Origin of the sequence: Shinella sp., from assembly GCF_035998705.1 — a bacterium.
In the GTDB taxonomy this organism is placed as follows: Bacteria; Pseudomonadota; Alphaproteobacteria; order Rhizobiales; family Rhizobiaceae; genus Shinella.
This window is the reverse complement of record NZ_DASYHH010000022.1, coordinates 456,730-470,064: the sequence shown is the minus strand read 5'-3', so window position 1 is coordinate 470,064 and position 13,335 is coordinate 456,730. Positions and strand designations below refer to the sequence as shown.

Genomic DNA, 13,335 nt, shown 5'->3' with positions numbered 1-13,335 from the left:
GGTTTTTCACGCGCCCGCAAGGCGCTCGCTGAACACGCTTGAGGACAATACGATGGGCAAGGTTACAGGTTTCATGGAGATCGACCGGCAGGTTGCAAAGTACCAGCCGGCCTCCGACCGCATCCGCCATTTCCGCGAATTCACCATTCCGATGTCGGACCCCGAGGTCCAGAAGCAGGCCGCGCGCTGCATGGACTGCGGCATTCCCTATTGCCACGGGCCGACCGGATGTCCGGTGCACAACCAGATCCCGGACTGGAACGACCTCGTCTATAACGGCAATTGGGACGAGGCGATCCGCAACCTGCATTCGACCAACAACTTCCCGGAATTCACCGGCCGCGTCTGCCCCGCACCCTGCGAGGAAGCCTGCACGCTGAACCTGGAAGACGCGCCGGTCTCCATCAAGACCGTCGAGCAGGCGATCGCCGACAAGGCCTATGAGATGGGCTATATCGTGCCGCAGCCGGCGACGGTGAAGACCGGCAAGAAGGTCGCCGTCATCGGTTCCGGCCCCTCCGGCATGGCGGCTGCCCAGCAGCTCGCCCGCGCCGGCCATGAGGTCCATCTCTACGAGCGCGAATCCAAGGCCGGCGGCCTGCTGCGCTACGGCATTCCGGACTTCAAGATGGAGAAGAACTTCATCGACCGCCGCGTCGACCAGATGCGGGGCGAGGGCGTGACCTTCCACTACGGCGTCAATGTCGGCGTCGACAAGACGATGGACGAAATGCTCGCCGAGCATGATGCCGTGCTCTACTGCGGCGGCTCCGAAACGCCGCGCGATGCCGGCATTCCGGGCGTCGAGTTCGCCGGCGTGCATGATGCCATGCCCTATCTCGTGCAGCAGAACCGCCGCGTCGGCCGTGAGAACATCGACAGCGTCGGCTGGCCGTCCGATCCGATTCTGGCCGGCGGCAAGCATATCGTCGTCGTCGGCGGTGGCGATACCGCGTCCGACTGCGTCGGCACGGCCTTCCGCCAGGGCGCCGTGAAGGTCACCCAGCTCGACATCCGCCCGCAGCCGCCGGAAAAGGAAGACAAGCTCGCCGTCTGGCCGTTCTGGGCGACGAAGATGCGCACCTCCTCCTCGCAGGCCGAGGGTGCCGTGCGCGAATTCCAGGTCGGCACGCTCGAATTCGTCGGCGACGAAGACGGCGTCCTGACCGGCGTGAAGTGCTGCCAGGTGGATGATCGCCGCAAGCCGATCGCCGGCACGGAGTTCATCATCAAGGCCGACCTCGCCTTCATCGCCATCGGCTTCCGCGGTCCCTTCACGGACAGCGTCCTCAAGGATCTCGGCGACAAGCTTGCGATCAACACCGACAAGCGCGGCTCGTCGAACGTCATCGCCAACGAGCGCGACTACAAGACCTCGGTCGACAAGCTGTGGACCGCCGGCGACGTGCGCCGCGGCCAGTCGCTCGTCGTCTGGGCCATCCGCGAAGGCCGCCAGGCTGCGCGTGCGATCGACGAATCGCTGATGGGCTCGACCACGCTGCCGCGCTGAGGATTTTGAAACGAAGAAAGGGCGCCCCGGGAAACCGGCGCGCCCTTTCTTTTTGATGAAGTGCCCCTCATCCGCCTGCCGGCACCTTCTCCGCGCAAGCGGGGAGAAGGAGGATGTTGCCCGGTTTCGCCATGCCTGATTTAGGCACGGCCTTGCCACAAGCCCCTTCTCCCCGTTTACGGGGAGAAGGTCGCGGCAGCGGGATGAGGGGCGATACCCGCCTCAGACGAAGAGGAAGTCCGACGCCGAGAGGTCGGCGAGCTTGGTGTCTTCGAGGCGCAATTCGCTCCGGCCGAAATCGAACACCACGTCCTTGCCGCCGTCGGCGGTGCGGGCGATGTCGGTGAGGTCGGCGAAGCTCGATACGCCCAGGCTCCTGGCGATCTCGATCGTGTCGAAATCGGCCCGGAAGTCCTCGATTTCCGTCTTGCCCGTCGTGAAGACGAAAGTGTCGCGACCGGCGCCGCCTTCCAGTTCGTTGTTGCCGGAGCCGCCGTTCAGGCGATCGTTGCCGGAACCGCCTTCGAGGTCGTCATTACCCGAACCGCCCGACAGAATGTCGTTGCCGGAACCGCCCTCCAGGTCGTCATGGCCGGCGCCACCATAGAGCCTGTCGTTGCCGGCATCGCCCGAAAGCTTGTCGTTGCCGCCGAAGCCGGAAATCTTGTCATTGCCGTCACCGCCGGAAATGGTGTTGGCCTTGCTGTTGCCGTTCAGCACGTCATCGCCGGAACGCGGGTCCGTCGGCTCGTCGGTATTAACGGACCTGAAGGAGAAGTCGCTCGACTTCAGGCTCGAAAGCTTGGTGTCGTCGAGCGTCAGCGTGTTGCCGTTACCGAAGTCGAAGCGCACGTCCTCGCCGCCATCGACGGACTTGGCGAGTGCCTTCAGCTCGGTGAAGTTCTTCACGCCGAGCGCGCTGTCGATGATGATCGTATCGTCACGGCTGGAAAAATCGTCGATCTCGTCGCGGCCGCTGGAAAAGACGAAGGTGTCGCGGCCGGAACCGCCGGTCAGTTCGTCATTGCCGGTGCCGCCCTGCAGCCAGTCGTTGCCGGCGCCGCCTTCGAGATCGTCATTGCCGCCGAAGCCGAAGAGCTTGTCGTTGCCGGCATAGCCGTAGATGTCGTCAGACGTCGACTGGCCCTTGAGCGTGTTGGCCTTGGAAGTGCCGGTGATCTTTACCATGGGAAATGTCCTTTTTTGATCGGGTCTTCAGGGGATAGGTTGGGGGAGGATCAGTCTTCGCGTTCCAGGCGCAGGATCTCGCCGGTGTAACCGTCGATCTTGGCTTCGCTGACGACGCTCTTCGCATCGACGATCTTTGCCTCGAAGTGGCCGTCATCCATCTCGATCTCGCGGATCGTGTAGCCCTTGGCGGAAAGATCGGTGACGACCTGTTCCAGCGTCTTGCGGGTCGGCGCCTTGGTGGTTTCGGCCTGGGCGGGCAGGGCGAAGGCGAAGAGGCCCGCGGCGAGAAGGCCGGTCGTCATGGTGCGCATTGCGAAGTCCTTTCCTGTCGTTGTTGAAAAGAGGATTCGCACAGGCCGGCTGTTGCGTCCCTGACAGGCGCTGTCAGCGATTTGTCAGTTTGGCTCGCGTATAGGTAGGCGCATGATCAAGAAACTCCTGACCCCTTTTCCGCTGGCGCTGGCTCTGCTCGTCGCCCTCTCCATTGCGCCGCCCATGGGCGCGCAGGCGGATGACGACGACGATGCGATAGAGCATGAGGAAGCCCGCCGGGCGCTCGAACAGGGGCTCGTGCGGCCGCTTGAGGAGATCATCGTGGAAGCGCGCAAGCATGTTCAGGGCGACCTGATCGAAGTCGAGCTTGAGCGCGAGAACGGGCGCTATATATATGAGCTGGAATTCATCCAGCCGTCCGGCCAGATCGTCGAGCTTCAGCTCGATGCCAAGACGATGGCGATCGTAGAGGACGATGCCGACTGATGCGCCTGCTTCTCGTCGAGGACGATGCCCGCATTGCGGCCGATGTCTCCGCCGTCCTCAGCGGCGCGGGCTATTCCGTCGAAACCGCGTGCGACGGCAAGGACGCGTGGTTCCTCGGCGATACCGAGGATTATGACCTCATCATCCTTGATCTGGGCCTGCCGAGCCTCGACGGCATGTCGCTGCTCAAGCGCTGGCGGGCGAACGGCCGGCACATGCCGGTGCTGGTGCTGACGGCGCGCGGAAGCTGGGCGGAGCGGGTCGAGGGCATCGATGCCGGCGCCGACGACTATCTGCCGAAACCCTTCCAGTTCGAGGAGCTGTTGGCCCGCGCCCGCGCGCTCATTCGCCGTTCCGTCGGCCATGGCGCGGCGACCATTGCCATCGGCCCGGTCACCATCGACACGCGGGCGATGCGGGTCAGCGTCAATGGCGTGCCGCAATCGCTGACGCCGCTGGAATACCGCCTCGTCAGCTATCTCGGCCATCACCGCGACCGCATCGTGCCGCCGACCGAGTTGCAGGAGCACCTCTATGGCGACGACTATTCGCGCGATGCCAATGCGCTGGAGGCGCTGGTCGCGCGGCTGCGCAAGAAGCTCGGCGCCGTCGCGATCGGCACGCGGCGCGGCTTCGGCTATTTTATGGGCGAGAGCGCGCCGTGACGCGCCGGTCGCTGCGCCTTCGCCTCGCGCTTGCGGGCGCTGCCTCCATCATCGCCGCCCTCGTGGCGGCGTTCTTCGTTCTTTCCACCCTGTTCGAGCGGCATGTCGAGCGCCGCATCGCGTCCGAGCTGGTGCTGCATCTCAACCAGATCATCGCCGGCCTTGCCGAACAGCCGGGCACGGCGCTCGACCTCGTCAAACCGCCGGTCGATCCCCGCTTCGAGCGCCCGCTGTCCGGCCTCTACTGGCAGATCGAGGGGGAGGGCAAGCGCCTGCGCTCCCGCTCGCTCTGGGACGATATTCTCACGCTCCCGGATATCCCGGCCGGCGGCGTGCACACGGCGACCATTCCGGGGCCGGGCGCGGTGCCGCTGCTCCTCGTCGAGCGCGAGGTGGTGACGCCCGAGCGTGCCGGCGCGCGGCCGCTGCGGGTGGCGGTGGCGATCGACCGGACCGATATTTCCCGCGCGACGGACGAGTTCGAGGGCGATCTCCTGCCCTATCTCCAGGCCCTTGCCGCCCTTCTGCTGGCGGCGAGTTTCGTGCAGATCTTCGTGGGTCTCAGGCCGCTCGCGACGTTGACCGAGCGCCTCTCCGCCATCCGGGCGGGAAAGGCCGAACGGCTCGGCAACGATTTTCCCGACGAGGTCCTGCCTCTGACCGGCGAGGTGGACGCCCTGCTGCAATCGCGCGAAAACCAGCTTCGCAAGGCGCGCGAGCGGGCCGCGGACCTGGCGCATGGCTTCAAGACGCCGCTGCAAATCCTTTCCGGCGACGTGCTGCGGCTGCGCGAGCGCGGCGAGGAGAGTGTCGCTCAGGACATCGAGGCGATCATCCTGCGCATGCGCCGCCATGTCGACCATGAGATGGCGCGTGCGCGCCAGGCGGAACGCGGGCATGCCGGGCGCAGCGATCTCGGCCGCGTCGCCTCGCAGGTCGTCAGCGTTGTCTCACGCACGCCGGCGGGGCGCGATCTCGACTGGCAGCAGGAGATCGAGCCGGGGCTGATCCTGCGCATCGATCCGGAGGATCTGGCGGAAATCCTCGGCAGCCTTGCGGAAAATGCCGCGCGTTATGCCAGGACCACCGTCGGCATTTTCGCCCGCATGGAAGGGCATTCGGCAATCATCGAGGTCACCGACGACGGTCCGGGCATTCCTGAAGGCGAGATCGATTTTGTGCTGAAGCGCGGCAGCCGTCTCGACACGACGAGCGAAGGTGCGGGCCTTGGCCTGGCGATCGTCGAGAGTTTCGTCGAGGAGGCGAACGGCAGCTTCGCGCTGGAAAACCGCCAGCCGGGACTTTGCGCCCGCATCACCCTGCCACGCATCGTCGCTTAGGGTGTGGCGACCTTGTTCAAGCGAAAATCATCGACGCGGCCGAGCGGCGCATCGGCGATCTCGCCCTTTTCGACCAGCTTTTCGCGCAGGCTCTTGCCGTTGCCCTTGATGACCGCGCCGCCGAGCAGCGCCGTCCCGCCGTCGAGCGCCGGGTCGGCGAGGCTGATCGGCTGGGTCTTGGTGATTTCCGTGTCCTCGGCCGGCGCCGTCACCACGAGGTCCTTCAGGTCGCCTTGCAGGCCGGGGCCATCGGCGGCGGCGTCACCCAGCACGCGGCGGATTTCCTTCTCCACGTAGAAGGCGAGCTTGCGCTTGCCCGCCTTGGTGAAGTTGATGCCATCAGAACCACGCAGGCGCACCTGCTGGCCGTTGATGTCGGAGCCGGAAATCACGAACTTGCCGTTCTCGTCGACGAAACCGTCCCAGATATCGACGAATTCGCCACCCGCCTTCTCGACACCCGCACGATAGATATTGTTGAGCGTCGTCATGTCGGCAGTCATGGCGGAGGACTGGAAGGCCGGCATGCCGATCCACATCATCGGCTTGCCGCCATTGCGGGCAAGGGTGGCGAGGCGCGCGACGCGGGCTTCATATTCCTTCGTCCAGGCCTCGGAGCGGAACTTTTCCTTTTCCCCTCCGACCGTCATCTGCTGGCGATCGTTGGCGCCCATGCTGACGACGATCAAGGCGGGCTTGGTTTCCGTGATCAATGTGGGCAGCGAGGTCGGCCAGTTGTAATAATCCTCGCGCACGATGCCGGAGGAGCCGTTGGTGCGGCGTTCGACCACGATGCCGGGCGTCGCCTCGAAGGCGGCGATCAGCCCTTCGCCCAGGCTGCCGGCGATGAAGTCGCCGACGACGAGCACCACCTTGGCATCCGGCAGTTTTTCGATCGCCGCCGGTTCCGGCTTGGTGGCGACCGTCGTCGTCTGCTTCTTCTTGCGGTTGGCGGTACGCGGCTTCCTGATTTCCGGCTCGCGGACGACCTCCTTGCGCTTCGGCGTGCCGAACAGCAGTTCGAGGATCGTCTTGCGCTCGCGACGCTCCTGCGCGCCGGCGGGTATGGCGGTCACGACGACGCTCGCCGCAACGGCAACAGCGAGGCTGAGCCGCACAATCCGGAACGTCGTCGTCATGCTCATCGCGATGGGCTCCCCGTCTCTTCCGCGATCCTGCGGGATATCGGTGGCGGCATGATGGCAAATGAAGCGCGCAAGCGGAAGCGTCCGGCAACAAAAAGGGGCGCCGAAGCGCCCCTCGATTCGGTGTGGACCGTCGTCAGCGGCGGAGCGCCTTCAAGAGCTGCTGGCTCGGCTCGCCATCCGCGGAAAGGCCCATGCGGTTCTGGAAAGCCTGGATCGCGGCCTTGGAACCGGAACCGAAATTGCCGTCGACCTCGCCCTCATAATAGCCGAGTTCCTTGAGGCGGGTCTGCAACTCGAACTTTTCCGTGATGTCGAGGGTGCCCTCCGGGCGCGGCCAGCGCTGTTTGACGCCGCTATAGCCGGCGAGCTGGTCGGCCAGCATGCCGACGCCCATCGCGTAGGAGTCGGACGCGTTGTAGCGCTTGATGACGAAGAAGTTCTTGGTCATCAGGAAGCCCGGCCCGCCGTTTGCCGGCAGCTTCAGCTCGGCGCGGTCCGCGCCGTTCTTGAAGCCCGAGCCGTTCGGGCGCGTGAAGCCGAGCTTCGACCATTGGGCGAGCGTCTTGGTCTGGCCGGAATATTTGCTGCCGCCGGTCGGCACGACGATCTCGTAACCCCAGGTCTTGCCGGCCTGCCAGCCGTTCTTGGCAAGCAGGTTCGCGGCGGTCGCTAAGGCGTCCGGCACCGAGTTCCAGATGTCGCGGTGGCCGTTGCCGTCGGCATCGACGGCATAGATCAGGTAGCTCGTCGGGATGAACTGGGTGTGGCCCATGGCGCCGGCCCAGGAGCCGGTCATGTCGGAGGCGGCGATGTCGCCGCGCTGGATGATCTTCAGCGCCGCAATCAGCTGCGTGCGGGCAAATTTCGCGCGCTTCTTGTCGGCATAGGCGAGCGTCGCGAGTGCGCGCGGCACATAGTGCAGCCGGTCATCCTTCTCGAGCACCGCGCCATAGTTCGATTCCATCGACCAGATGGCCAGCAGGATGTTGCGGTCGACGCCGAAATGGCGCTCGAGGGCGGCGAGTGTGCGGCCGTGTTTTGCCGCCATCTCCCGGCCGATGCGCACCGTATACGGATTGACGCGCGAATCGAGGTAATCCCAGATCTTGTGCTTGAATTCCGGCTGGTAAGCGGCCTTTTCAAGGACGGCCGCGTCGGGTGTCTTGACGCCGGAAAACGCCTTCTGGTAGGTCGATTTGCTGATGCCGGCTTCGGATGCCGTAGCGTAGAAGTCGGCGATCCACTTCTGGAAGCGGGCATCCGCGTGGGCGGCGGTGGTCTGGGCGAAAAGCCCGGCCGTCAGCAGGAGGGTGAGCGCGGATCGGCGCAGAACGGTCTTCAGATTCTGTGTCATCGGCTATCATGTCCGTTTTCAAATTTCGGTTCGATGGCATGGAACCATCGGCTGTTCGCAAAACTTATAAAAACGAAGTCAACAAATTCTTTACCATCAAATTTTTACCCCGTCTTCCTTCACGAAAAGATGGCTTCCTTCGTAAAAAAGTCGTGCTTTGCAAAAAAATAGCAATTTGACTCTATTCCGGCACAGATATGTCCTGGCCATGAGGGCAGGGGCTCAACGAGGTGATTAATGTCCCAGACGCGTAAGGTTCGCAAAGCAGTGTTTCCAGTGGCGGGCCTCGGCACCCGCTTCCTTCCGGCAACGAAAGCCGTGCCGAAGGAAATGCTGACCGTCGTTGACAAGCCGGTGATCCAGTACGTGGTCGACGAGGCGATTGATGCCGGCATCGAGCACCTGATCTTCGTGACCGGCCGCTCCAAGGCGGTCATCGAGGACTATTTCGACATCCAGGTGGAGCTGGAGCAGACGCTGCGCCAGCGCAACAAGACCGCCGAGCTGACGCTGCTCGAAAGCATCCTGCCGGTCGCGGGCTCCACGAGCTTCACCCGTCAGCAGGAGCCGCTCGGCCTCGGGCACGCCGTCTGGTGCGCCCGCGAACTCGTCGGCAACGAGCCTTTCGCGCTGCTCCTGCCCGACATGATCATGAAGGGCGAGAAGGGCTGCCTGAAGGGCATGGTCGAGCTCTTCGAGCATAGCGGCGCCAACATCATCGCCGTCGAGGAATGCGCGCCGGACCAGGCCCATAAATACGGCATCGTCGGCGTCGGAGAGACGATCGGCGACGGTTTCGCCATCACCAAGATGGTCGAGAAGCCGCCGCAGGGCACCGCGCCCTCCAACTTCTTCATCAACGGCCGCTACATCCTCCAGCCGGAAATCTTCCCGATCCTCTCCACGCAGGAGCGCGGTGCGGGCAACGAGATCCAGCTCACCGACGCCATGGTGAAGCTCGCCGGCAGCCAGAAGTTCGCCGCCTACCATTTTCGCGGGGAAACCTACGACTGCGGCGCGAAGGACGGTTTCATCCTGGCCAACATCGCTTTCGCGCTCGCGCGTGCGGATATCCGCCCGTCGGTCGAGGGGCCGCTGCGGGAACTCGTCGCCAAGCTGAAATAAGGTTTTAGCGCCTGAGCACGAGACCGATGCCGGCGCGCGTGATGCCGGTATCGGGGCCCGACTGGGTCGTCAGCTCGTAGGAGACGTCTCCGGTGAGCGCCAGCCAGCGGTTGAGGTCCCAAGTGAGGCCGGTGCCGACGAGGTAGACGTTCTGGTCGGCGCTGCCGGAGGAGGGGAAGTTGCGCCAGGTATAGGCGCCGCTCAGCCGCGCCACGAGGTTTTCGCGCAGTTCGTGCGTCAGTTCCGCCGTCGTTTCATACGCGACGTAGCCGCTCTGGCCGGCGCTGGTCGAGGGTTCGATTTCCGTGCTGAGGCCGAGCCTGAGATCCGTGCCGCGCTGCGGCGACCAGAAGATCGAGCCGTCGATCGCCACCGCCTCGATCGCCTTCAGGCGGCTGTCGTCGAAGCCGGAGCGCTGGTAGCCGACGCCAAGATCGCCGCGCAGCTTTTCGCCGAGATCGACCTCCACGCCCACGCGTCCGCCAAGCGTCGAGGCGGAGCGCTCGTAGCCTAGAGAATCGCGCTTGTGGTCGTAGACCGAGCGGCCGATCGAGGCTTCGAGATAGGGGATCAGGGCGGGAGAGACCTCGAAGCCGACGCGTCCCGTCAGCGTGCCTTCCGTGAAATTTCGGTCGGAAAGGCTGAGCTTGTCGCCGTTTGCGAGCTTGGCCGAACCGTAGATTTCGCGTTCGATATCGGCGGCGATGGTGCCGCGGATCACGCCGAAATCGCGGGTCACGCGCGCACCGGCGGTGAAATTGTGCACGCCGGACTGCGCGCTGGCGCCGTCGATGGCGTTCGGATCGCTGGAATTTTCGCGCTCGAAGCTGTAGCCGGCGGTCAGGTTGGCGATCGTGTCGTTGCTGAGGTCGAGCCGCAAGTCGCTGTTGATGTTGAATTCCGGTTCGGTCTCGCCGCTGCCGCTGAGATTGCGCTGGTAGACGCCGTCCGCGACGATCGAAAGCTGGTGGCGCGACCAGTCGGAGACGAGCGAGCCGCGGAAGCCGGTCGCGGAAAAGCTGCGGCTTTGCGAGGAAGAACCCGTCTTGGTCTTCTCGTAGCCGATGCCCTGCGACAGCGAGGGTTTCAGCACGAAGGCGCCGAGACGGATGCCGGTCGGTTCATAGGGATCGCCGAAGTCGCTCGTCACGTTGTCGATATTGCCTTCGCGCGCGTTCAGGCGTTCACCCTCGCGGGCGGTGCGCCGGATCGCGCCCGTCTCGTCGGCGGCCTCGGCGAGCGCGCCGGCCTGGTCGTCGGTCAGGGCGGGCTGGGGCGTCGTCGTGGTGGCTGTCGTCGCCGCATCGGCCGGGTCGGCATCGGGATCGGCATCAGGATCGTCGACGAGGGGATTGAGCGGCTGCTGGAACGTCGTCGTTTCGGCAGGCAGTTGCTGCTGGGCGAGGGCGGGAATGGCGGCAAACATGGTGCCGGCGAGCAAGAGCCCGGCCAGACGCCGTGACAGGCGGGGCGAAAGTGCCCCGCGATCCATTCCGTTTGCCTCTGGCATGATTGGGCCTGCGATTCTTTCCAATTTCCTAAGCGAACGTAAACCGTCGTGGTTAACGCTTGGTTGCTTTCGGGCGGAATCACTCGCCGTAACACTCTGCCGTCATTCGTGCATGGACAGTTTCCTGCAAAAGCGGTAACGAGGCGCATGATCAAAAGACAGGCAAATGTTGACAGCGACGGCGCTATCGCCTCCGCACTTCGCACCGTTGAAACGGAAAAAGCTGGTCTCACCGCGCTCGCTGCGGCGCTGGAAGGACGGCTCTACGACGCATTCTGTGAGGCCGTGCGCCTCATAGGCGACATCAGCGGCCGCGTCATCGTGACGGGCGTCGGCAAGTCGGGCCATATCGGCGTGAAGATCGCCGCGACGCTCGCTTCGACCGGCACACCCTCCTTCTTCGTGCATCCCGTCGAGGCCACGCATGGCGACCTCGGCATGATCGCCCGCGACGACGTCATCCTCGCCATGTCCTGGAGCGGCGAAACCGCCGAATTGCAGGGCATCGTCTCCTATTCCCGCCGCTTTTCCATTCCGCTGATCGCCATCACCTCCGGCGAACGCTCCGCACTTGCCCGCGAGGCGGATACGGTGCTGCTGCTGCCGAAGGAGCAGGAAGCCTGCCCGCATGGCCTGGCGCCCACCACGTCCACGCTGATGCAGCTGGCACTCGGCGATGCGCTTGCCGTGGCGCTGCTCGAAGCGCGCGGCTTCACCGCGACGGACTTCAAGACCTTCCATCCCGGCGGCAAGCTTGGTGCCAGCCTCTCGCATGTCGGTGATATCATGCATAGCGGCGAGAACATGCCGCTCGTGGCACTCGGCACCTCGATGCCGGATGCCGTGCTGCTGCTCTCGCAGAAGCGTTACGGCTGCGTCGGCGTCATCAATGACGAGGGCATCCTCGTCGGCATCGTCACGGACGGCGATATCGCGCGCAATCTTTCGCGCAACCTCGCCGAACTCAGCGTCAACGAGATCATGACGCGCGCGCCGAAGACCGTGAAGCCGACGACGCTCGCGACCGCAGCGCTCGGCCTGCTCAACCAGTACAATATTTCCGCGCTGATCGTCACCGACGAAACCTTCCGCCCGGTCGGCGTCGTGCATTTCCACGACCTGCTGCGCATCGGCGTCGCCTGATCCGTACCTCCACAGGTGCAAACAAAACCCCGTATTTCTTGAAAATACGGGGTTTTTGTTTGGCTAGATGGCTTCGACCGTAAGATCGCGGCCATTGCTGGCCGTGACGCGGACCCGCGCGCCGACCGGCAGGTCCGGCCCCTGGACGCTCCACATCGTATCGTCGAGGCGAATGCGGCCGCGGCCTTCCGCGATCGGCTGCTCCAGCGTTGCCGTGCGGCCGACGAGGCTCTGGCCGCGCTGGTTGAGATGCGGCTGGTCGGAGGTCTGGCCCCTTGTGCTGACAATCCGGCGGCCCACCAGCGCCGCGATCAGCGACAGCACCGCGAAGACCAGCCATTGCGCCTGCCATGTCCATAACGCGGTTTCCCACAGCAGCAGCGAGAGGGCGCCGGTGATGATCGCCGCAATGCCGATCCAGACGAGGAAGACGCCCGGCATCAGCACTTCGAGGATGAGAAGAACGATGCCCAGCACCCACCAGGCCCAGGGTCCGAGTTCCGCGACGATGCGCTCGATCATGCTCAGCTTCCCTGCGACGTCGGATCGAACGGGTTGCGGAAGGCGGGCGTCGAGGCCGTGGTGGTCGTGGCCGGGGTCGTCGTCGTTGTTTGGCGCGTGCGCGGTGTCACCGTCCCCTGCGCCGGGCCGCCGTCGCCAAAGACTTCGCGGGCGATGGCGCCGATGCCGCCGAGTGAGCCGACGAGCGCGGAGGCTTCCATCGGCATCAGCACGATCTTGGAGTTCGGCGCCTTGCCGATCGCGGCCATGGCTTCGGTATATTTCTGCGCGACGAAGTAGTTGATCGCCTGCACGCTGCCGGCGGCGATGGCTTCCGACACGACCTTCGTCGCCTTGGCTTCGGCTTCCGCCAGACGTTCGCGGGCCTCGGCGTCGCGGAATGCGGCTTCGCGCTGGCCCTCGGCCTCGAGGATGGCGGATTGCTTGGCACCTTCGGCACGCAGGATCTGAGCGTTGCGGGCGCCTTCGGCTTCCAGCACCTGCGCGCGCTTTTCGCGCTCGGCCTTCATCTGCCGGCCCATCGAATCGACGAGGTCTTTCGGCGGCGCGATGTCCTTGATCTCGACGCGGGTGATCTTGATGCCCCAGGGATTGGCCGCCTCGTCGACGACGCGCAGCAGCTTGTCGTTGATCACGTCGCGGTTGGAGAGCAGCTCGTCCAGGTCCATCGAGCCCATGACCGAACGAATATTCGTCATGGTGAGGTTGAGGATGGCGTTTTCCAGGTTGGCGACCTGGTAGGCGGCCTGGGCGGGATTGAGGATCTGGTAGAAGGCGACGCCGTCGGCCGAAACGCTGGCATTGTCACGGGTGATGACTTCCTGCGTCGGAATGTCGAGCACCTGTTCCATTACGTTCATCTTCGCGCCGATGCGGTCGATGAAGGGGATGATGAGGTTGAGGCCGGGCTCCAGCGTGCGCGTGTAACGGCCGAAGCGTTCCACCGTGTACTGGTAGCCCTGCGGGATCGTCTTGATCCCGGCAAAGAGGATCAGGATGACCAGGACCACGAGGGCGATGACGACGATATCCAAACCGGCCAGGTTCATATTCTGCTTCTCCCCGAGA

13 protein-coding genes are annotated in these 13,335 nt (G+C 64.5%); 6 read left to right on the top strand and 7 right to left on the bottom strand.

The genetic code is table 11. The features are described 5' to 3' along the window. The first annotated feature begins 52 nt into the window (after nt 1-52). Entirely contained in the window at nt 53-1,510 is a 1,458-nt protein-coding gene (locus VGN93_RS18975) for a glutamate synthase subunit beta (RefSeq protein ID WP_327508657.1), read from the top strand. A 222-nt stretch (nt 1,511-1,732) separates the two neighbouring features. Here VGN93_RS18975 and VGN93_RS18970 read toward each other — a convergent pair whose 3' ends face one another. Then, a complete protein-coding gene (locus VGN93_RS18970) occupies nt 1,733-2,698 on the bottom strand; it encodes a calcium-binding protein (RefSeq protein WP_327508656.1) in 966 nt (321 codons plus the stop codon). A 50-nt stretch (nt 2,699-2,748) separates the two neighbouring features. Next, entirely contained in the window at nt 2,749-3,012 is a 264-nt protein-coding gene (locus tag VGN93_RS18965; protein WP_327508655.1) for a PepSY domain-containing protein, read from the bottom strand. A gap of 112 nt (nt 3,013-3,124) precedes the next feature. Between VGN93_RS18965 and VGN93_RS18960 the strand changes: the two genes are divergently transcribed. Genes VGN93_RS18960 through VGN93_RS18950 form a run of 3 tightly spaced genes read left to right on the top strand, consistent with a single transcriptional unit; the run spans nt 3,125 to nt 5,465 of the window. Further along, nucleotides 3,125-3,460, top strand: a complete 336-nt coding sequence (locus VGN93_RS18960) for a PepSY domain-containing protein (protein WP_319320847.1) — start codon at nt 3,125-3,127, stop codon at nt 3,458-3,460. Then, complete coding sequence (locus VGN93_RS18955; RefSeq protein ID WP_327508654.1) at nt 3,460-4,125, top strand: response regulator transcription factor; 666 nt, start codon at nt 3,460-3,462, stop codon at nt 4,123-4,125. The genes VGN93_RS18960 and VGN93_RS18955 overlap by 1 nt, the downstream gene beginning before the upstream one ends. Next, nucleotides 4,122-5,465 carry a HAMP domain-containing sensor histidine kinase gene (locus tag VGN93_RS18950; RefSeq protein ID WP_327508653.1) on the top strand — a complete coding sequence of 448 codons (1,344 nt, stop codon included), beginning with the start codon at nt 4,122-4,124 and terminating at the stop codon, nt 5,463-5,465. Before VGN93_RS18955 ends, VGN93_RS18950 begins: the two co-directional genes overlap by 4 nt. On the opposite strand, the gene VGN93_RS18945 is transcribed toward VGN93_RS18950, so the two are convergent. Together VGN93_RS18945 and VGN93_RS18940 are read right to left on the bottom strand one after the other, a co-directional pair. Then, entirely contained in the window at nt 5,462-6,610 is a 1,149-nt protein-coding gene (locus VGN93_RS18945; protein WP_327508652.1) for a DUF459 domain-containing protein, read from the bottom strand. The two genes, VGN93_RS18950 and VGN93_RS18945, sit on opposite strands and share 4 nt — an antisense overlap. A 136-nt stretch (nt 6,611-6,746) precedes the next feature. Continuing rightward, nucleotides 6,747-7,967: a lytic murein transglycosylase gene (locus VGN93_RS18940; protein WP_327508651.1), complete on the bottom strand. Its 1,221-nt coding sequence runs from the start codon at nt 7,965-7,967 to the stop codon at nt 6,747-6,749. A 237-nt stretch (nt 7,968-8,204) separates the two neighbouring features. On the opposite strand from VGN93_RS18940, the gene galU reads away from it, so the two are divergent. Next, nucleotides 8,205-9,092: a UTP--glucose-1-phosphate uridylyltransferase GalU gene (galU, locus tag VGN93_RS18935; protein WP_327508650.1), complete on the top strand. Its 888-nt coding sequence runs from the start codon at nt 8,205-8,207 to the stop codon at nt 9,090-9,092. A 4-nt stretch (nt 9,093-9,096) separates the two neighbouring features. On the opposite strand, the gene VGN93_RS18930 is transcribed toward galU, so the two are convergent. After that, nucleotides 9,097-10,584: an outer membrane beta-barrel protein gene (locus VGN93_RS18930; RefSeq protein WP_327508649.1), complete on the bottom strand. Its 1,488-nt coding sequence runs from the start codon at nt 10,582-10,584 to the stop codon at nt 9,097-9,099. Between the two features lie 165 nt (nt 10,585-10,749). Between VGN93_RS18930 and VGN93_RS18925 the strand changes: the two genes are divergently transcribed. Beyond that, nucleotides 10,750-11,745, top strand: a complete 996-nt coding sequence (locus VGN93_RS18925; protein ID WP_319320867.1) for a KpsF/GutQ family sugar-phosphate isomerase — start codon at nt 10,750-10,752, stop codon at nt 11,743-11,745. Nucleotides 11,746-11,808: 63 nt separating this feature from the next. Here VGN93_RS18925 and VGN93_RS18920 read toward each other — a convergent pair whose 3' ends face one another. Further along, a complete protein-coding gene (locus VGN93_RS18920) occupies nt 11,809-12,267 on the bottom strand; it encodes an NfeD family protein (RefSeq protein ID WP_327508648.1) in 459 nt (152 codons plus the stop codon). A 2-nt stretch (nt 12,268-12,269) separates the two neighbouring features. Beyond that, on the bottom strand, nt 12,270-13,316 hold the full coding sequence (locus VGN93_RS18915) for an SPFH domain-containing protein (RefSeq protein ID WP_327508647.1): 1,047 nt from the start codon (nt 13,314-13,316) through the stop codon (nt 12,270-12,272). Nucleotides 13,317-13,335: the final 19 nt, after the last annotated feature.

Excerpts from the sequence above, each read along its gene's own strand:
- VGN93_RS18975 (WP_327508657.1), top strand. The coding sequence starts at position 53 with ATGGGCAAGGTTACAGGTTTCATGGAGATCGACCGGCAGGTTGCAAAG.
- VGN93_RS18970 (WP_327508656.1), bottom strand. The coding sequence starts at position 2,698 with ATGGTAAAGATCACCGGCACTTCCAAGGCCAACACGCTCAAGGGCCAG.
- VGN93_RS18965 (WP_327508655.1), bottom strand. The coding sequence starts at position 3,012 with ATGCGCACCATGACGACCGGCCTTCTCGCCGCGGGCCTCTTCGCCTTC.
- VGN93_RS18960 (WP_319320847.1), top strand. The coding sequence starts at position 3,125 with ATGATCAAGAAACTCCTGACCCCTTTTCCGCTGGCGCTGGCTCTGCTC.
- VGN93_RS18955 (WP_327508654.1), top strand. The coding sequence starts at position 3,460 with ATGCGCCTGCTTCTCGTCGAGGACGATGCCCGCATTGCGGCCGATGTC.
- VGN93_RS18945 (WP_327508652.1), bottom strand. The coding sequence starts at position 6,610 with ATGAGCATGACGACGACGTTCCGGATTGTGCGGCTCAGCCTCGCTGTT.
- VGN93_RS18940 (WP_327508651.1), bottom strand. The coding sequence starts at position 7,967 with ATGACACAGAATCTGAAGACCGTTCTGCGCCGATCCGCGCTCACCCTC.
- galU (WP_327508650.1), top strand. The coding sequence starts at position 8,205 with ATGTCCCAGACGCGTAAGGTTCGCAAAGCAGTGTTTCCAGTGGCGGGC.
- VGN93_RS18930 (WP_327508649.1), bottom strand. The coding sequence starts at position 10,584 with ATGGATCGCGGGGCACTTTCGCCCCGCCTGTCACGGCGTCTGGCCGGG.
- VGN93_RS18925 (WP_319320867.1), top strand. The coding sequence starts at position 10,750 with ATGATCAAAAGACAGGCAAATGTTGACAGCGACGGCGCTATCGCCTCC.
- VGN93_RS18920 (WP_327508648.1), bottom strand. The coding sequence starts at position 12,267 with ATGATCGAGCGCATCGTCGCGGAACTCGGACCCTGGGCCTGGTGGGTG.
- VGN93_RS18915 (WP_327508647.1), bottom strand. The coding sequence starts at position 13,316 with ATGAACCTGGCCGGTTTGGATATCGTCGTCATCGCCCTCGTGGTCCTG.